Source organism: Aeromonas sp. MdU4, from assembly GCF_041929505.1.
In the GTDB taxonomy this organism is placed as follows: domain Bacteria; phylum Pseudomonadota; class Gammaproteobacteria; order Enterobacterales; family Aeromonadaceae; genus Aeromonas.
This window is the reverse complement of the sequence record NZ_JBHFMW010000018.1, coordinates 35,802-54,419: the sequence shown is the minus strand read 5'-3', so window position 1 is coordinate 54,419 and position 18,618 is coordinate 35,802. Positions and strand designations below refer to the sequence as shown.

At 57.3% G+C, this 18,618-nt stretch carries 18 protein-coding genes; 7 read left to right on the top strand and 11 right to left on the bottom strand.

All coding sequences use genetic code 11. The annotated features are described in order from the left end of the window. Positions 1-33 precede the first annotated feature (33 nt). Complete coding sequence (locus ACE1BR_RS09535) at positions 34-1,338, top strand: dicarboxylate/amino acid:cation symporter (protein ID WP_374869810.1); 1,305 nt, start codon at positions 34-36, stop codon at positions 1,336-1,338. A 141-nt stretch (positions 1,339-1,479) separates the two neighbouring features. After that, positions 1,480-2,082 (top strand): cob(I)yrinic acid a,c-diamide adenosyltransferase, encoded by a 603-nt coding sequence (gene cobO / locus ACE1BR_RS09530; RefSeq protein WP_374869668.1) that lies wholly within the window; start codon positions 1,480-1,482, stop codon positions 2,080-2,082. Positions 2,083-2,237: 155 nt separating this feature from the next. On the opposite strand, the gene ACE1BR_RS09525 is transcribed toward cobO, so the two are convergent. The 8 genes from ACE1BR_RS09525 to ACE1BR_RS09490 all read right to left on the bottom strand — a co-directional run bounded on the left by ACE1BR_RS09525 (position 2,238) and on the right by ACE1BR_RS09490 (position 10,789). Further along, a complete protein-coding gene (locus ACE1BR_RS09525; protein ID WP_374869666.1) occupies positions 2,238-3,143 on the bottom strand; it encodes a LysR substrate-binding domain-containing protein in 906 nt (301 codons plus the stop codon). A gap of 634 nt (positions 3,144-3,777) precedes the next feature. Continuing rightward, positions 3,778-4,239 (bottom strand): NUDIX pyrophosphatase, encoded by a 462-nt coding sequence (locus tag ACE1BR_RS09520; protein WP_374869664.1) that lies wholly within the window; start codon positions 4,237-4,239, stop codon positions 3,778-3,780. Positions 4,240-4,290: 51 nt separating this feature from the next. Further along, on the bottom strand, positions 4,291-5,109 hold the full coding sequence (locus ACE1BR_RS09515; protein WP_374869662.1) for an alpha/beta fold hydrolase: 819 nt from the start codon (positions 5,107-5,109) through the stop codon (positions 4,291-4,293). Positions 5,110-5,590: 481 nt separating this feature from the next. Beyond that, on the bottom strand, positions 5,591-6,208 hold the full coding sequence (locus ACE1BR_RS09510; protein ID WP_374869660.1) for a nucleotidyltransferase domain-containing protein: 618 nt from the start codon (positions 6,206-6,208) through the stop codon (positions 5,591-5,593). Between the two features lie 239 nt (positions 6,209-6,447). Continuing rightward, positions 6,448-6,996 (bottom strand): hypothetical protein, encoded by a 549-nt coding sequence (locus tag ACE1BR_RS09505; RefSeq protein ID WP_374869658.1) that lies wholly within the window; start codon positions 6,994-6,996, stop codon positions 6,448-6,450. Between the two features lie 580 nt (positions 6,997-7,576). Next, positions 7,577-8,431, bottom strand: coding sequence for a 23S rRNA (adenine(2030)-N(6))-methyltransferase RlmJ (locus ACE1BR_RS09500; RefSeq protein WP_374869656.1), 855 nt, complete (start codon positions 8,429-8,431; stop codon positions 7,577-7,579). Continuing rightward, entirely contained in the window at positions 8,425-8,886 is a 462-nt protein-coding gene (locus tag ACE1BR_RS09495; protein WP_374869654.1) for a DUF2390 domain-containing protein, read from the bottom strand. The genes ACE1BR_RS09500 and ACE1BR_RS09495 overlap by 7 nt, the downstream gene beginning before the upstream one ends. Then, positions 8,879-10,789: an ABC transporter ATP-binding protein gene (locus ACE1BR_RS09490; protein WP_374869652.1), complete on the bottom strand. Its 1,911-nt coding sequence runs from the start codon at positions 10,787-10,789 to the stop codon at positions 8,879-8,881. The genes ACE1BR_RS09495 and ACE1BR_RS09490 overlap by 8 nt, the downstream gene beginning before the upstream one ends. 153 nt (positions 10,790-10,942) lie before the next feature. On the opposite strand from ACE1BR_RS09490, the gene ACE1BR_RS09485 reads away from it, so the two are divergent. Further along, positions 10,943-11,356: a CBS domain-containing protein gene (locus tag ACE1BR_RS09485; RefSeq protein WP_374869650.1), complete on the top strand. Its 414-nt coding sequence runs from the start codon at positions 10,943-10,945 to the stop codon at positions 11,354-11,356. Positions 11,357-11,508: 152 nt separating this feature from the next. Here the strand turns inward: ACE1BR_RS09485 and ACE1BR_RS09480 are convergent, their stop codons facing one another. The 3 genes from ACE1BR_RS09480 to ACE1BR_RS09470 all read right to left on the bottom strand — a co-directional run bounded on the left by ACE1BR_RS09480 (position 11,509) and on the right by ACE1BR_RS09470 (position 15,187). Next, positions 11,509-13,170 (bottom strand): hypothetical protein, encoded by a 1,662-nt coding sequence (locus tag ACE1BR_RS09480; protein ID WP_374869648.1) that lies wholly within the window; start codon positions 13,168-13,170, stop codon positions 11,509-11,511. Positions 13,171-13,296: 126 nt separating this feature from the next. Further along, positions 13,297-13,761 (bottom strand): hypothetical protein, encoded by a 465-nt coding sequence (locus tag ACE1BR_RS09475; RefSeq protein ID WP_374869646.1) that lies wholly within the window; start codon positions 13,759-13,761, stop codon positions 13,297-13,299. A 34-nt stretch (positions 13,762-13,795) separates the two neighbouring features. Further along, positions 13,796-15,187 (bottom strand): PLP-dependent aminotransferase family protein, encoded by a 1,392-nt coding sequence (locus tag ACE1BR_RS09470; protein ID WP_374869645.1) that lies wholly within the window; start codon positions 15,185-15,187, stop codon positions 13,796-13,798. A gap of 116 nt (positions 15,188-15,303) precedes the next feature. Between ACE1BR_RS09470 and ACE1BR_RS09465 the strand changes: the two genes are divergently transcribed. From ACE1BR_RS09465 to ACE1BR_RS09450, 4 genes are all read left to right on the top strand, one after another. Then, positions 15,304-15,900 (top strand): LysE family translocator, encoded by a 597-nt coding sequence (locus tag ACE1BR_RS09465; protein ID WP_374869643.1) that lies wholly within the window; start codon positions 15,304-15,306, stop codon positions 15,898-15,900. Positions 15,901-16,024: 124 nt separating this feature from the next. Beyond that, positions 16,025-16,615: a LysE family translocator gene (locus ACE1BR_RS09460; RefSeq protein ID WP_374869641.1), complete on the top strand. Its 591-nt coding sequence runs from the start codon at positions 16,025-16,027 to the stop codon at positions 16,613-16,615. Between the two features lie 56 nt (positions 16,616-16,671). Continuing rightward, on the top strand, positions 16,672-17,370 hold the full coding sequence (locus tag ACE1BR_RS09455; RefSeq protein WP_374869639.1) for an aspartate/glutamate racemase family protein: 699 nt from the start codon (positions 16,672-16,674) through the stop codon (positions 17,368-17,370). Between the two features lie 129 nt (positions 17,371-17,499). Then, the gene (locus ACE1BR_RS09450; RefSeq protein ID WP_374869637.1) at positions 17,500-18,606 is read left to right on the top strand and encodes a 1-acyl-sn-glycerol-3-phosphate acyltransferase; all 1,107 of its coding nucleotides are present in this window, start codon (positions 17,500-17,502) and stop codon (positions 18,604-18,606) included. The last annotated feature ends 12 nt before the right edge of the window (positions 18,607-18,618 follow it).

Genomic DNA, 18,618 nt, shown 5'->3' with positions numbered 1-18,618 from the left:
CACCGTCGCCAGCCTTTACCCGATGGAGTAAACATGAAGAAAATAAGTTTAACCAAAATGATCGTTGTCGGCTTGATGCTAGGCATGATCGCCGGGGTTGCCATTAATGAGATGGCAACGGTAGATACAGCAAAGGTGTATGCTCAGGAAATATCCATTTTTACCACCATATTCTTGCGCTTGATTAAAATGATTATTGCCCCATTGGTTATTTCTACCCTGGTGGTCGGAATTGCCAAAATGGGGGATGCCAAAACGCTGGGTCGTATCTTTTCGAAAACCTTCTTCCTCTTTATTTGTGCCTCGCTGGTTTCCATTGCCCTGGGTCTGGTGATCGTCAATTTGTTCCAGCCCGGTGTCGGTATTAACTTTGTTGCCCATGATGCCGGTGTCGTCGATGCCATCAAGTCTGAGCCCTTTACGCTGAAGGTATTTATCTCCCATGCGGTGCCGACCAGCGTGGTGGACGCCATGGCACGCAACGAAATCCTGCAAATCGTGGTGTTCTCGATTTTCCTCGGCTGCAGTCTGGCGGCCATTGGCGAAAAGGCCGAGCCGATCGTGAAGGTGCTCGACTGCCTGGTTTATGTGATGTTGAAGCTCACAGGCTACGTCATGCTGTTTGCGCCATTGACCGTTTTCGCCGCCATTTCCGGGCTGATTGCCGAGCGGGGTCTGGGCGTCATGGTCAGCGCGGGTATCTTTATGGGTGAGTTTTACCTGACTCTGGGCTTGTTGTGGGTGATCCTGATTGGTTTGGCGACGGTCATTGTCGGCCCCTGCATTCGCCGCTTGACCCGGTCAATTATGGAGCCGGCACTGCTGGCATTTACTACGGCCAGTTCGGAGGCTGCCTTCCCCGGTACGCTGAACAAGCTGGAAAAATTTGGCGTCTCTTCCAAAATTGCCAGCTTCGTCTTGCCGATTGGTTACTCCTTCAATCTGGTCGGCTCTATGGCCTACTGCTCGTTTGCCGCGGTGTTTATCGCTCAGGCATGCAATATCGAATTGACCATGGGCGAGCAAATCACCATGCTGCTGATCCTGATGTTGACCTCGAAAGGGATGGCGGGTGTACCGCGTGCGTCCATGGTGGTGATTGCCGCAACCCTCAGTCAGTTCAACATCCCGGAAGCGGGGTTGGTTTTGCTGATGGGGGTTGATCCGTTCCTCGATATGGGGCGTTCCGCCACCAATGTGATGAGCAATGCCATGGGGGCGGCCATTGTCAGTCGCTGGGAAGGGGAGCACTTCGGCACAGGCTGTCGCGGTGAGGCGCAGGTGAAAACGCCGGTGCAAGAAGAGCCGGTGACCGACGCTGAAGTCGCCATGCAGTGAACACAAAAGGCCAATGAAAATTGGCCTTTGTTTCTTCTCGATGGATTGCACCATGAGCGCAACCTTTTTGACGCGAGCATCGTAAATCGAACAGCTAACATCGCGGTGCATGTTGCCCGGCGAGACATTTAAGGAGCATTTATGGAAGCGCAATCCAATGCAGAGCGGCACCGCCAGCGTCAGCAAAAGTTGAAAGAGCAGGTCGATACCCGAGTGGCTGCGGCGACGGAGCAGAAAGGGATCCTCATCATCTTTACCGGGAATGGCAAAGGGAAATCCACGGCGGCATTCGGGACGGCGACGCGTGCCATCGGCCACGGTAAAACCGTGGGTGTCGCCCAGTTCATCAAAGGTCAGTGGGATAATGGGGAATACAACACCCTGCATCCGCTCGGGGTTGAGTTTCACATCATGGGAACCGGTTTTACCTGGGAGACGCAAAATCGCGAGACCGATATTCAGGCTGCCACGGAGGTCTGGCAGGAGAGCAAACGCATGCTGGCCGATGCCCGTTACGATCTGGTGGTGCTTGACGAGCTCACCTACATGCTGGCCTATCACTATCTCGATACACAGGAAGTGATTGATGCCATTACCAATCGCCCGTCTCAGCAAAGCGTGATCGTGACCGGACGCGGTTGCCATGCCCGCTTGCTGGAGCTGGCCGATACGGTCAGTGAGTTGCGTCCGGTGAAACATGCCTTTGACAGTGGTATTCAGGCGCAGGCCGGGATTGACTGGTGAGCATGCCGGGTCGTGGCATGCTGCGCAGGTATTGCTTTCGCTCCCCAAACATCAGGTAGTACAACAGGGGTCAGCAAGAGACTGACCTTCGTTGGCCGGGTAATGGCAAGAGGCATCCATGCCCCTAATGGTGGCGAAATGGCGGCGTTGACGCATCAAGCGATGGCTGACATAGCCGATTTATCCAACAACCACTTGCGGAAAATTTGCAGCTGCGGCGAATGTGACTTCTCCTCTCGCCAGGTCATGATGAAACGATTGCCGGTGCGGATCGGCACATCGCAGGGGATCACCATCTCGCCACAATCCAGATCGTGCTGAATGGCAAAGCGGGGTAGCAGCGCCACGCCAAGATTGGAGCGCACTGCGGCAATCAGCATCGACAGCAGATCAAAGCGAGGGCCAACATTGACCTGCTGGTTGGTGATGCCGGAAAGGGCGAACCACTCTTGCCAGCTATTGGTGCGGGTACTTTGGTGCAGTAGCGGAAATTCGCTGAGCAATTCCTCGACCCCCAGTTTTTGCCCTGCCTTTGGTAACAGGCTCATGCTGCATACCGGCAAAATTTCCTCTTCAAACAAATACTCCACCTCTGACCAAGGCGGACAAAAATCTGCCCGCATAATGGCCGCATCATATTCACGATTTAAAAAATCACCGGTATTGGCCAACGAGTGAATATTGACCGTGATATCGGGGTTTATTGCATTGAACTCACACAGATTGGGGATCAACCAATGGGTGCTGAAGGTAGGATTGACCGCCAACTCAACCACTTGAACGGCGGGTTGCCAGGTCATTATCATGCTGGTATCGCGCTCCAGTTTGTTAAGGGTCTCCTTAACAATCGTCAGATAATGCTTACCCGCAGCATTGAGAAAAATGCGTTTCTTGGCGTGACTAAATAATGGGGTGTGCAGAAAATCTTCCAATGCCGATATTTGTCTGAACACCGCACTCTGGGTGAGTGAAAGTTCCTCTGCGGCGCGTGTATAGCTTTCGTGACGAGCAACCACTTCAAATGTCACCAGGAGCTCGGTTTTGGGTATTTTTCCTCTCATGAGAACTTCCATTCATGCAGGGTAACAGACAAATTCATGAAGCAAGCAACTCTACTTCAGGGCGATAAGATCGTGCGCTTCTGGTTATGTCGGTGTGGCTCAGGCGGGTTATTGCATACACCTGCTGGCCAGACCGTGCGCTTTTTTTCTTGCCAAGGCTCGTCCTATATTTCCCTCCCTGTCGGCACGTTTTGGCTGCAGCTGGAGAGAATGAATCATGGGGGCGTCAGCGAAGCATCTATGTCTGGCGGGTATGGTAGCGGGTATGGCAAGGAGGGGAAGGCTGAGAGGGAAATTTGCGGGCCAAGATCAACAAATTAATTAATGCGATACCTGTATCGAATAATTGGCATCGAGGGGTAAATGATGCCTTCCCTGCGAGGTTGAGTATCAAGGCGTGCGGGGGATGACAGAGGGGGCATAGTGGCCGGGGGGCTGATTGAGTGTGGCCATGCACCCCAATGCCAGCGGTACCAGTCATTACACAGATTTATCCGTTCCGCCAGTATCAGGGGGCCTCTGCACTGCAGCGAGCACTCTCCCATCAAAGAGGGCAGGCAAGATTGCGACCCGCAGTCACTGCCAACAAGCAAGTACATTACGGCTGTGATAGACGCGATTATTCAAGATGACATCAGGCCACGATCAGATGGTTATCCAGCAAACGCTGGCGTAATTCCCAGGCAGCGTTGCTATTGCTGTCCCATGTTTTTAGATCTGTTAACTGCGGGTAGGCAATAAACATATATTCTGAATGTTCTTCGCTCAGCGCAATTTTGTCACTCACCTTCAACTCGATGGCAAAGGCATGCTCGGTGACGGTATAAATATGATCATAAGCGGCACCCTGTAAATCAAAGTGACACTTGGGGATTGTGCAGTGCGATTCGAGCGGCAAGAGTGGATTGTCACGACATGCGATACCGAGCTCTTCGCTGCACTCGCGTCGCGCGGCCTCATCAAGCGATTCGTTCTCCTCGACACCACCTGCCACCCATTGCCATATCTCGAGATCCGCACGTTTTAATATCACCAGCTGCAACACGGCATCGCGAATCACAAAGGGAATGACCAAGACCTGCTTTGCTGTTCTCATATTTGTTCCCAAATAGATAATGCCAAACCGGAACCATGATGCTGCGGTTTTTTACTGTGTTGTCAGCCACTCCTGCAACCTACTGGCAAAGGCCACGGGTTCCTCAATGGGGTAGAGGTGGTTGGCCCCCTCGATCCGCTTGAGCTGGCAGTGCGGCAGCTGCGCAGCAAGAGCCTCGCCGACCAGCGTGAACAGCGGGCGGGTCGCCGCTCCCAGCATCACGCAGGCGGGCAGGGTCAGGGTGGCAAGGCGTGTGGGCGACCAGTCGGGGCGCTCGCTCTGGCTCAACTGCTTGGGCAGGCTGGCGGCCTCGACCAGCTGCGCCTGCTGCCACCTGGCGGGCTGGCTGGCAAAATAGCCGCCGCGGCCACTCGAGCCATCGATCAGACTGGCGACTGCCTGCGGCAACTTGCCCTCCTGCACCTGTCCAAACAGCGGGCCGAACATGGCACCGGCATCGGCCATAAAGGCGGCAAGACCCTGCTCATCGAGGGCGCCGGGACAACCCGGCTCCACCAGACAGAGTGAGCGAAACAGCTCGGGCGCCATCAGGGCGGCGGTCAGGGCGACATCCGCCCCGTATGACCAGCCCGCCAGATGCACTGGCCCGCACGGCAACTGCTCCAGCAGGGCAAGCAGATCGCCGGCATGGGTCTCAAGGCCAAACTGCCCCTCTTTGCCCGCCTCGCCAAAGTGGCGCAGGGTGGGGGCATAGACGGTGTAGTGCTGCGAGAGCAGCTCGATATGTTCGAGCCAGAGGGTGTGGTTGGCCAGCGCACCGTGGATCAGCAGCAGCGGCTCGCCGCTGCCCGCCCGCAGGCAGGGCTGCGCGCTGCCATTGACGATAAAAGTGTGAGTCTGTGACGGCATATCAACGCCTCCCCGGCGTGTCATAAGAGCGGAAGAGTATATGACAAGCGCCCTGCGGCCGGTAAGTGGGCGTTTTCAGGCCAGCGATAGCCACTATAAGCAAAAGTTTGGTCATTAGTGGGAAACCCATAAATTCAACTTATAGCGAACCACAGACCTTTTGCACCTTTATGGAAAGGCCAATTATGGCCCCGCAAGGGGAACCCCCGATCCTGATAGCTTGTTATGAGCATCTCTCTTTGGTCGGTCTGATTAGCGCAGCGTAATCAGACGTTCGTGGGGGAGCGTCGTCGGATGGTGTCTGGCGGGCATATTATCCAGCCACCTGTGGCAGCTATTTAATATAGAAGTGATCGCCGAAATAAATTCAGAGCGATGTATATCAAGTATCTCCCTTGTGGTCGATAACTTATTTGCGAATGTCCGATTACGCTTAGCTAATCGAACCTACGAGCTATTGCGAACCCTTTTGAAGGGTTTGTTATATACATACCACTTGTTTTGTTAAAGCTGCCAACAAGTCAAGGTTTAAGGGGTCTTTATACATTTTGTCAAATAAAGTTAAAATGGGTTTGTCGTGCTGCTGTAAATATTGGAAACTTTTCTTTGAGCCTAAATACCACAAGCCACGAATTTCAAAATATATCTCTAGAAGGTCATGTTGAAGCCATGTACGACGATAAGTACCATCTAAGTCTTTATCATGCGCACGCTCTAGCATCTTCATTGCCCACTCTTGAAGGTGTACTTTATCCGCAGCAGACATTGCCGGTTTACCATCTGCGAGCTTTTTCTTCACTTTAGCTAAGTAGTCGATCCCTAAACCTTGTGTATCATAAATTATTTTTCCGTCACCGAAGCGAAGTGCCTCATCAGGTATTGAGTCTAGATAATCGGTTGGGTAAACCCATACATCAAGATAAATACCGTGAAATAACCTTGCATCTTTCTGCTCATTCGGGCAGTCACAGAAACACGCAATGTCTATATCACTCGTTTCCGTTGCTTCATTACGAGCATGAGAGCCATAAAGAATGATTGTATGAGGTGCATATTTTTCTTTCAGCTCTTCCATTGCTAAATATATGATGTCGTCCATTTTTTCTCCAAGCATATAATTCCCCAAGCCGCTGTGTGGTAAGCATCTGCGGCCTTATCTTGTTAGCTGCATCCACCGAATTTCCGTTACTTACCACACAGACAAACCTGAATCGTAGCACGAAAATCTGGGACACCAACTTTTTAGGCCACGTTCCTTTCCCTTGGTGGCGAAATACGCTGAACCCGGAACCCTTTTCGAGAATGCCCGATTACGCTTCGCTAATCGAGCCTACGGCCCTACCCATTTACCTGCTCCTTAGAACTACTTTCCAGAGTTTGCCGTACATTAAATTCTCCAAATACTAATTCACGGATAGGCAATCTAAAGACTGAGCGGATTTCGGTTGCTAAAACCAAGGCCTTGAGGCCGATGTGTGCAACCTCACTAACTGCAATACTACGTGTTACTTCTACATCTGCACCAACATCCCACATAAATGAAATGTATTGATCTGACTGGCGAATTTCCTGATGGAAAATCATCAGCCGATTGGCAACTGATGCCTTCTTTGGGTGAAGAAATCCTGCTACTACAGATAATTCTGGTAGCTCAGGAATGCCACTTAGAAATGTTCCAGCGTGACCATTTGAGCTAATGGCTAGATCATGGTCAGCTATTCTTTCCGCGCAGGTTAGTGCATATCCTTCAAGTGCGACAGCTGTGCTTAGTGCATCAAATCTTGTAGCATGTTTCGATTTCCGACTATCGAGCCAAGCGTTAATTAAGGCCCCAACTACTGTAGCCACAAGTGCACTCGTTATTACTGTTGTGATCAAATGCTCCATTCCCTTTCCTTATCATTTAATATAATTATTATTCAGCGTGATTTATTATCATTAACAATCTGGTTTAAATTATTTTTTACTGGAAAAATTCGAAGTGGAATTTGTTTTTTTGACTTTCTCTTTTAGCACAATAATTACTGCTGTATAAAAATCGGTTAATTTATTTTTCATGGATGGCACCGGTATGGCTACCGCCCCTGAATTTCAGCCTCCAGTCTGCTGCTTTTAACCAACGGGGTGTGGCTGGTATGGCTCATGGGGTGACTCCGACGAGGCGCGTGTTGCCAATTGGCTATAGTACCGACACCTTGGCCAAGGGAAAGGGGGATGCGGGGAATTCCTGAGCGAGATCAACTAATTAATCAATAACGGCTGGTCTGGTGTGCAGATGGGACGCAAGGTCGCTGTTGGGGCAAAAGTGTTGACGGGTAAAAGTGTCGGTAGGTAAAAGCAGTGGCGGGTAAAAAACAAGAAGCCCCTGAACGGGGCTTCTCTTTGCTGGCCATGCCGCCACGGTGAACGGCTGGGCTGGCCGCCTCGCTGGCGCGTTGAACGGGCGCCAGAGCAGGCTGGCGAAGGCTTACTCTTCGACCTTGTTGAGCCACTCGACCTTGTACTGGGCTCCGGCGCCCTGCGCCAGCTTGGCACAGAGGGGTTTGAGGAAGGCTTCAATCTGCTCGGCCAGCATCCAGGGCGGGCTGATGATCAGCATCCCTGAGCCGTTCATGCCCCAATCCTTGGTCTGACCGGCCACTTCCAGCTCGGCGACCAGGACGTTGCCGAAGTTCTCGCGCTTGATGGCGCGCAGCATGTCGCGGGATTTGTCCGCCTCTTCACCCAGAATGGGATACCAGAGGGCGTAGATACCGGTGGCCCAGCGCTTCTGCGCCTTTTTCAGGGTATCGACTACGGCAAAGTAATCTTCTTTGAGCTCATAGGGCGGGTCGATCAGCACCAGCCCGCGGCGCGGGGTGGGCGGCAGCAGGGCGACCAGCCCTTCGAAGCCGTCACGATGGTGGACGGCAACGCGCGGGTCGTAACCCATATTGGCGCGCAGATCTTCCACTTCGTTGTTGTGCAGCTCCATCAGCGCCAGCTTGTCCTGCTCGCGGGTGAGGCGGCGGGAGAGCTCCGGTGAGCCGGGGTAGTAGTGGAGCTGACCATCGCTATTCATCTCGTCGATGACAGAGAAATAGGGGGCCATGGCGGGCCACTGGCCGCGTTCGCCCCACAGGCGGCCGATGCCGTCAGCATACTCCGCCTTCTTCTGTGACCACTCGCCGCGCAGGTCGTAGAGACCGCCACCGGCATGGGTATCCAGCACGATGAAGGGTTTCTCCTTCTTCTTGAGGGACTCGATGATCAGGGCCTGAACGGTGTGTTTCAGCACGTCGGCGTGGTTGCCGGCGTGAAAGGCGTGGCGATAACTCAGCATATTAGGTCTCTGAGGGGGCCCTGCGTGGCCCCCAGTAGCGATAGATAGTTCAACAGATTCTGGCTCTTGCCGCGCACCAGGGTGAGGCTGCGCAGGGTTTGCAGCAGCACCCCCTGCTGGAGCCGTTCCAGCTCCAGCTCGTGGGCCAGCATGGCCTGATATTCGGATTCGCCGAGCCGCCCCTTGGCATTTTGGCGCAGGGCGCGCCAGGGGGTCAGCACGGCTTCGGTTTGCAGCAGCGCGGGCTGCAGGTCGAGCAGATCGACCGGGATCATGAGCTTATCGAGGCGATGCAGCAGCAGGGCCAGATTGACGTTGCCCCCCAGCTCCTGCACGGTGAGCCAGTCGTGGCTGCGGGCGCCGTACACCTCGCCGCTCCACTGCCAGAAGCCGCGCGGGGAGGGTAGTTCATGGGCCGCGACCCGCTCCGGGGCCATCAGCATCTCGTCACGCAAGGAATTCCTGCTCCATGGTTTCCAGCTCTTCACAGAGGCTCATCCACTCCATCTCGACGTTCTCCAGCTCCTCCTTGATGGGGCCCTGGGACTTGAGCAGCTCGGAGAGCTTCTGCTTGGCGCTCTCCTCGTAGATAGCCGGATCGGCCAGCTGGCTCTCGATGTCGGCCAGCTTGCCCTGCAGCTTCTCCATGCTCGCTTCGAGCTTTTCCAGCTTCTGGCGCAGCGGACGGGTTTGCTGGCGGAACTCCGCCTCGCGCCGTTTCTGATCCTTGCGCGCGACCGCCGAGTTGGCAGAGGCGGGGCCATCGGCCGGTTTGGCGTTGGCCTCTTTCTCCTGCTCGCCGAGCCACTTGTGGTAGTCGTCGAGATCGCCGTCGAACGGCTCGACCCGGCCACCGTGCACCAGATAGAAGTCGTCGGTGGTGGTGCGCAGCAGGTGGCGGTCGTGTGATACCACCACCATGGCCCCTTCGAAGCCCTGCAGCGCCATGGTCAGGGCGTGGCGCATCTCCAGATCCAGGTGGTTGGTCGGTTCATCGAGCAGCAAGAGGTTGGGCTTTTGCCAGGTGATGAGGGCCAGCACCAGCCGCGCCTTTTCACCGCCGGAGAAGGGGGCCACCTTGTCGAGCGCCTTGTCACCGTGAAAGCCGAAGCTGCCCAGATAGTTGCGCAGCTCCTGCTCCGATTTGTCCGGCGCGAGGCGGGCCAGATGATCGAGCGGGGTGTCGTCGAGACGCAGGGTCTCCAGCTGATGCTGGGCGAAGTAGCCGATGCTCACCCCGGCGCTTACTTCGAGCTTGCCGGAGAGCGGTGGGTTGGAGCCCGACAACATCTTGATAAAGGTGGATTTACCGGCGCCGTTGCGACCGAGCAAACCGATGCGCGAACCCGGTACCAGATTGAGTTTGATCTTCTCCAGGATCACCTTGTCGCCGTAACCGGCAGAGAGGTTCTCCATGGCGATGAGCGGGGTCGGCAGGGCCGACGGCTCGCGAAACTCGAAGCTGAACTCGGAGTCGGCGTGGGCGGGCAGGATCTTCTCCATCCGCTCCATCGCTTTCAGGCGGCTCTGGGCCTGACGGGCCTTGGAGGCCTTGTAGCGGAAGCGGTCCACATACGCCTGCATGTGGGACATCTCGCGCTGCTGCTTCTCGTACATCGACTGCTGCTGGGCCAGGTGCTCGGCGCGCTGCAGTTCGAAGTCGGAGTAGCCGCCGGTGTATTCGTTGAGCTTGCCGTTCTCGATGTGAATGATGCGGCTGATGACCGAATCGAGGAAATCGCGGTCGTGAGAGATCAGCACCAGCGTGCCCTGATAGCCCTTGAGCCACTTCTCCAGCCAGATGACGGCGTCGAGATCCAGGTGGTTGGTCGGTTCATCGAGCAGCAGCAGATCGGAGCGGCAGAGCAGCGCCTGGGCAAGGTTTAAGCGCATGCGCCAGCCGCCGGAGAAGCTGCGTACCGGAGAGCTCAGCTGCTCGTCGGCAAAGCCGAGGCCGTGCAGCAGCTCGGCGGCGCGGGCGCGAATGCTGTAGGCGCCGATGGTATCGAGACGACCGTGCAGCTCGGCTACCAGCAAGCCATTGTCATCCTGCTCGGCCTGGGCCAGCTGGGCTTCCAGTGCGCGAAACTCCTTGTCGCCGTCGATCACGTAGTCGAGGGCGGAGCAATCCAGCGCCGGGGTCTCCTGCGCCACGCCAGCGATCTGCCAGCCAGCGGGGAGGCTGAAGGTGCCGCTGTCGATGGCCAGCTCGCCCCGTACCAGTGCAAAAAAGGTGGACTTGCCACAGCCGTTTTTACCGACCAGCCCCACCTTGTGGCCGGGGTGAATGGTGGCGGAAGCGTTGTCCAGCAGCTTGCGGCCGCCGCGGATCAGTTCGATTTGACTGGCAACTATCATGGATTGGTCTGCTTGGCTCAAATGGAGGAGAAAAACTGGCGCGGATCTTACGTGAAAAGGCGCGGATTTGCACTTTGGTGAAGGGCTGACCACTGGCTGGCAGGGCAAAAACATGCCATAACAGAGAAACCAGTTCGGATACCGGAGGTTAGCATGCTTATCAGGGACATCATGACGACCCGAGTCGCCACCGTTTCTATGGATGATCGGCTCAATGTCGTCAGAGATATCTTCGAGCAGGCTCACTTTCGCCACCTGCTGGTGCTGGAGGAGGGGGAGCTGGTGGGGGTTATCTCGGATCGGGATCTGTTCCGCGCCATCAGCCCCTATCTCGACTCCGAAGCCGAGATGACTCGCGACACCGAAACCCTCGCCAAGCGGGCCCACCAGATTATGAGCCGCCAGCTTATTACCATAGCGCCGACCCTGTCGGTACGTGCTGGCGTCAAACTGATGCTGGAGAATAATGTCTCCTGCCTGCCGGTGCTGGAAAATGGTGCCCTGGTCGGCATCATCAGCTGGAAGGATTTTCTGAAAGTGGCGCTGGAGAGTGACGCGCTGGCCTGAGCCCGGCGAGAGATAACCGCCAGCAGCCACCGTATCGTTGATTGCAAGATACATGGCAAGCAGAGAGGGGAGCATCGGCTCCCCTCTCTCTATTTCGGCGCAGGTCATGATGCCGGGTGGGATCTGGCGGGAGACGGCCTACACCATCGCGATCACTGTTCGGGTCGTCCGTCGAGCAGGCTGGAGGGACCACTGCCCGACAGATGAGGCTGCAGGTGGGTGCGGATCTCGTGCAGCGTATGATGGTACTGCTGTGCATGTTGTTCCAGAAAGGCCGGGCTGTGGCGCAGGCGCCGCTCCAGGGTGTCGACCAGCAGCGCTACCTTGGGGGCCGCCATGCCTGCTGGCCAGCAGTGTTGCAGCAGCTCCAGCAGTTGCCAGGCATCGCCGGGCAGGGCGGGAAACTCCTCCAGCAGTTTCAGCCCGGCTTGCAGGGCGGCCTGATACTGCTTGGTCTGGATCGCCTTGTGGCGGGCCTGACGCAGCTCGCTCAGGCGCTGTTCCCGGGCTGTCAGGCGATGCCCCAGCTCGGCGACCAGATGGTGAAAGAGCTGGTGAGTGAGCGGGTGGGGGGCCACTCTGCTGCGGTAGTGGGTCAGCTGGGTCAGGTAGCGCTGGGCGTGGTGAGGCAGACCACAGAACTGACTGACCGCAAAGCCCAGCAGCAGGGCGAGGTGGCTGGTGTTTGCCTCGTCCGGTTGATGGTGGGCAATCAGCAGCAGTGCTTCATCGAAGCGGTAATCCAGCCCCAGCATCAGTGCCTGCAGTAGTTCATATTCGTAGGGATGCAGGTGGACGGTGCGTTTAAGGTGATCCCACTCCTGTTGCAAGGAGCGGATCCGGTTGCTGGAGGGGGCGTGCCACAGCACCGCCAGACTGGCACTGAGCATAAAGTTGTCGATAGCGAGCCGGATGCGCTGCTCGCCGAAATAACGCAGGGTCAGGCTGCTGGCCTGTTCCAGCGCCTTCTCTTCATCTTGCAACATCAATCCGAGCAGCATGGCCAACTGGTGCCAGCGGGGCTGGTGGGGGCGCACCTGCTGCAACTCGTTCATGGTCTCCCAGGCTGGGTGCCACTGATGTTGATGCAGCTGACTGGCAAGTTGCAGCTCCAGCCGGGTGGCAGTTGGCAGTTTTGCCTGATGGCGCTGGAAGTCGGTCTGGGCACTTTGCAATTTATTCAGCCCCAGCATGGCATAGAAGAGTCCGGCCCTTGGCCAGCTTGCCTGATACTCGTTGGCGCAGAGGGCATAGTGCTGGGCGGCGGTGACCCGTTCCGTCGATTGCAGCAACAGGTAACCTTTGAGTCGATCCAGCCAGGGGGTCAGTGAGCGGTTTTTGCGCTGAAACAGCAGATCTTCACACAGGGTGGTGGCCAGCAGCCACTCTCGCAGCAGGATGGGGGCGGCCAGTGAGCGAGTCAGCGCGCTTAGCTCTACCAGTTGGCTCAGCACCTGGGTGAACTGCAGGGTCATGAAGGGGAGCGGCAGATAGAGGGAGAAATAGAGATCCGAGGGGAGAAACTCTCGCTCGCTTTGGTCGGCGTCCAGCAACAGCAGCACGCAAGCGGGTTGTAGCAGGCCGAGATAGTGGGCTTCGTGCAGCAGGCGGGCTCCCTCCTGCCCCTGTTGCTTGTCTTGCTGGCAGATAATGGCGGTGAACGGCTGTTGTTGCAGCAGGGCCAGCAGGCCAGTGCGTTCATGGCTCAAGTTGCTGTGGTAGTGGATCCGGTCGGCGGCCACGCCCTGTTCGGTCAGTTCTTTGGTGATGGCGTTACGGAGCAGGGGATCCTCTCCAAGCAGTAGTATCGTCATGCACGCACTTCCTGTGACAAGCCATAGAGTTGATTATGGTAGACCCAAGAGGAACATAGGCACAGTGCTTCATGAGTGAAAAGTTGACAGTAGCAGACTGAGTGGCGGCGCGGGCATGATGAGCCGTTATTGCGTCGTGTTTGCCCCGGAAGAAAAGGGGCAGTCGGCTTGGCGGATCTGCCAGGAGCCATTGCCCTGTTGCCCCTGCCAGGCGAGTACCAGCGTTCCGAGATGACCAAGGTGGCGCAACTCGAACTCATAGCGCTGGCAGGGGTTGTCCAGCGGCAGTGTGCTCATCCCTTCCGGCAACCGGTAGTCATAACTGAGCCGAGGCCCATCCTGTAACTGGCTGTGCACCGGCACCAGCCCCTCCGGTGTCGGGGTAGGGGTTTGCAGATAGCGGCGCAGGCTCAATGGCGCATCGATCGCCTTCTGATAGTTGAGGCCATTCATGGCGGCCAGCTCCTCTTCCAGCCGCTGCATCTCCCCCTCCAGACCGCTGATGACGTTGCCCAGCTGTTGATGGGCCTGAGAGGCGCACCCTCCCAGCAGCAGGGTCGAGACGAGCAGGGCGGTTTTGAACGGGGGCATGGTTTCTCCTCGGCGGCCAGTGAGCTGGCCCTGACTATAGCAGGGGATTGCAGGGGGGCGTTCCTTGCAGCAGTTGCGCCAGACGAGCCAGTCCTTCCCCTACCCGGGCATCGGTTGCGGGCTGGCTCAGGCTCAGGCGTACCCCTTGCGGGGCGGCAAACTGGCCGGCGGCGAAGTGTTCCCCGCTCGCTACCCCGACGTCAAGGGCATCGGCGGCGGCCGCAAATTCCTGACTGCGCCAGGGCTCCGGCAGGGGAAGCCAGGCGTGCATTGCCCCTTGTTGCCAGCGGGCTGCGGGCAACAAGTGACGGAGCAGTTCGCCACGACGTGCCAGGATCTGCCGTTGCTCGCGGATCAGCTGGTCAATGCCGGGCTGACTCACCAGTTTACAGGCCAGCTCGACCAGCAGCGGGCTCACCATCCAGCTCGATAATCGCATCGCCTGGGCAAGGGGTTGTTGCAGATGTGCCGGAGCCAGCACAAAGCCGACCCGCATGCCGCCACAGGCAATCTTGGCCAGACTGCCCAGATAGATGACCCGTTCCGGCGCCAGATTGACCAGCGGGACATGGTGTGGCTCGGGTAGCAGACCGTTGACGTCATCCTCGATGATCAGCAGGTCATGGCGACGGGCAATGGCGATGATGGCCTCTCGCCGTGCCGGGCTCATGATGGCTGTGGTTGGATTTTGCAGGGTGGGGGTGAGATAGAGCAGCTTGGCGCGACGGGTGCGGCAGGACGCTTCCAGCGCATCGGGCAGTAGCCCCTCGTCATCCATCGCCAGCCCGACCACCTTATTTTTCAGCTGACGGGCACTGCCCAGCATGCCGGGGTAGCTGAGCCCCTCGCACAGAATGGTCTCTCCCACGCTGCTGGTAGCCAGCAGTGCCAGCATGATGCCGTGCTGGGCGCCGTGGCTGAATAGCAGACGTTCCTCTTGCGCCGCAATCCCTTGTCTGGTCAGCCAGTCGATAAAGCGTTGCCGCTGATCCGGGCGACCAGCCTCCTTGTCATAGCCCAGCAGTGCGTTGAGGTCGCCCTGACCCAACTCCGCCAGCAAGGGGTTGATCAGGGCGGCTCGGTCAAGCTGGACCGGCAGGTTTTGCCACAACTCGATGCGCGGCCCCTCCTCGGTGCGTATCACCCACTCATTGGCAGGGTCTGAACTGACCCCCTTGCCCCCGCTCTCCTTAACCCAAGTGCCGTGGCCCACTCTGGCGGCCAGCAGGCCGCGCCGTTCCGCCTCGCTATAAGCTCGGGTGATGGTGCCAACCGTTACGCCCAGCCGATCCGCCAGGGCTCTGTGGGTTGGCAATCGTGTTTTTGCGGGCAGCGAGCCATCGCAAATGGCGAGTTCGATCGCCTTGACCAGTTTCAGGTAGAGGGGGCCATCAAAAGCGGCAAGGTCCGGAGTCCAGATTGTCATGGTGACAATAAATCCATTGATCCAAATTTGCTCCCAATATAGCGTGAATTTCACACCTCAAACAACATCGATGGTCACATTGTATCGATACAATGTGGCGGGCTAGGAGTAATAAAATGACGATGGAGTGGTATGTCACCCTGTTCGGTTTTGCCGTGCTCACCTGCGGTACGCCGGGGCCCAATAACCTGATGCTGACGGCCTCGGGCGCCAACTTCGGGGTGCGCCGCACCCTGCCACATCTGATCGGGGTGGGGGTGGGGCAACCGGTACTGCAGTTGGTGTTGGCGCTGGGGCTCTATCCGCTGTTCGAGCGTTGGCCACTGCTGCGGCTCGGTCTGCAGATCTTTGGCAGCCTCTATTTGCTCTGGCTGGCGTGGCGCATTGCGGTGGCGGGGGCCCCAAGCGATCCGGCGCGGCGGGCGCGACCACTGACCCTGCTGGAGGGGTTGGGGTTCCAGTTTCTCAACCCCAAGGCGTGGATGATGGGGATCTCCGCCATCAGTCTGTTCAGCCTCTCCGGTACCAGCTACTGGCCGAGTCAGCTGGCGGTAATGACCATGTTTGTGCTGGTGGCGTTGCCAACCTGCTTTGTCTGGGTGCTCTTTGGCCATCAACTGAGCAACTGGATCTGCACGGATCGGGGCTGGCGACGACTCAATGGCTCGCTTGGGTTACTGACGGCACTCTGCGTAGTGATGCTCTGGTATTGAGTTGCACCGCGCAGGTGGAAGAGGGTGGCAAGAAAGGGTGATTTCGGCCTTGTCGTCACAGTGCAGGCTCTGCATATTAGAAGGCTTTCCCCATCACGGGGCTGTGCATCGACAAGAGGTTGAGATGGATCTGAACTGGTTACTGCCCCTGGCGGGATTTGCGTTGGTCACCTGTGGTACGCCGGGTCCTAACAATATGTTGCTCACCAGTGCCGGGGCGGCGCAGGGGTTTCGCCGCACGATCCCGCTATTGGTGGGGGTGGTGGCGGGGATCAATCTGATGATCCTGGCCACGGCGCTGGGGCTTGGGGTGGTATTTGAGAAAGTGCCGCTGCTGCATGATGGCCTCAGGCTCATCGGCTCTGTCTACCTGCTCTGGCTGGCGTGGAAGGTAGCAACCGCCAGCGGTCCGGCCGAGGGTAACAGGTCGCTGATCCCGCCCCATCAAGGGGCCATGCTGCAACTGCTCAACCCCAAGGCATGGATGATGGCGCTCTCCGCCATCAGCGGTTTCACCCTGGCGGGGGAGGCCTACTGGCCTTCTGCTGTCTGGGTTATCGCCATCTTCTTTATTACCGGCCTTTATACCGGGGCCTTCTGGGTGCTTTTTGGTGCTCAGGTTCGGCAAATTATTCGTACCGCCCGAGGCTGGCGCCGTTTCAATCTGGGCATGGGACTGGCGACGGCTGCTTGTGTGGCGATGATCTGGATCTAGTGGTTGCAGGATCCCGTCAGCACGTTCTGGCAACCGGGGATAGGTAAGGAGTGGGTATGAAGTGTATTGGTTTGCTGGGGGGCATGAGTTGGGAGTCCACCGTCAGTTACTATCAGGCGCTTAACCGCGGGGTTCGGGCTCAGCTTGGCGGCCTGCACTCGGCGCGGGTGCTGCTCAACAGCGTCGATTTTGCGGTAATAGAGCGGTTGCAGCATGCCGGTGACTGGCCCGCCACCGCCCGTTTGCTGGCCGCCGAGGCGCGCAAGCTGCAGGATGGCGGCGCCGACTTTCTGTTGATCGGTACCAACACCATGCACAAGGTGGCTCCCGAGATTGAGGCGGCCATCGACATCCCGCTGCTGCATATCGCCGATGCCACTGCTGCCAAATTGATGGCTGACGGGGTAACACGAGTCGGCCTGCTTGGCACCCGCTTCACCATGGAGCAGGATTTTTACAAGGGGCGGTTGCAACAACGCTTCGGGCTGGAGGTGCTGGTCCCTGATGAGATACAGCGTGAGCGGGTGCATCGCATCATCTATGACGAGCTATGTCAGGGAGAGATCCGCGACGCGTCGCGCAGCGAATATCTGACCATTATCGACGCGCTGGCGGCAGCCGGGGCTGAGGCAGTGATCCTTGGTTGCACCGAGATTGCCCTGTTGGTGGGCGAGGCTCGGGCGGCGGTGCCGCTCTACGATACCACTGCCATTCATGCCGAGGCTGCGGTCGCGTTGGCGCTATCTTGTGATTAATTAACTGGTCAGATCTCACTATTCTTGCTTGCCACATACCCCTTGCCATAAAAGCGTGTAAAATTGCGCCCTGAATTCTTCCGGCCAACGCGGGTTGGCCGCGACTCCCTAGCATGCAAGGCTGACATTGTGACTGAAGTAGATAGATTCGCGGATATTCGCCCTTATCGCGATGAAGAAGTGCCTGCCGCCATCGAACGGCTGATCCAGGATGATGAATTTATCGGTGCTATCGCCAAGTATCGTTTCGGTTCCCTGATGAGCTGGCTGGGCTGGGCTATCCGCCCGCTGATCCGCTTGTTCCTGCGCCGCAAGTGGTCAAAAGTGACCACGGTGCGTCAGGTACAACTCGGGGTGACCCGCTATATGGCCCGCATGATCGCCACCTCAACCAAGGGGGTGACCTTCTCCGGGATCGAGCATCTGAAGAAAGAGCAGGGCTATCTGTTTGTCTCCAACCACAGGGACATCGCCATGGATCCGGCGTTCGTCAACTGGGGACTGCATACCCACGGTTTCGACACAGTGCGCATCGCCATCGGTGACAATCTGCTGCGCAAACCCTGTGCCACCGAGTTGATGAAGCTCAACAAGAGCTTTATCGTCAAGCGTTCCGCCAAGGGCCCGCGTGAGATGATGAAGGCGCTCGGCGAGCTGTCGGCCTACATCGGTCAGTCGGTGCACGAAGGTCACTCCATCTGGATCGCCCAGAAAGAGGGGCGCGCCAAGAATGGCGATGACAAGACCGACCCCGCCATCCTCAAAATGTTTTATGTCGACGGCAAGAAGCAGAAGATCGACTTCGTCGACTACATGCGCAGCCTCAATATCGTGCCGGTCAGTATCAGCTATGAGCTCGACCCCACCGATAAAGCCAAGGCGCGCGAGCTCTACGAGAAGTCGGTCAACGGTTGCTACGAGAAGGGAGAGTTCGAGGATATAGAGAGCATTGTCGCCGGTATCGTCGGCATGAAGGGGCGGGTACACGTCTCCTTTGGTGCACCCATTACCGAGGGGTTCAACGATCCGGACGAATTGGCCGCGCTGATCGACAAGGCGATCTGGAGCAGTTACCACCTCTTCCCCAGCAACTATCTGGCGGCGGATGTCTCTGGCAAGGCCAATACCATCGAACAGTCTGCCTTCCTGACTCGTCAGTCAGAGGTGCCACAAGAGCACAAGGCGATCTGGCGTGCCATGTATGCCAAACCGGTGGAAAATGCAGAAAAGGTTTGAATGAAACCGTTT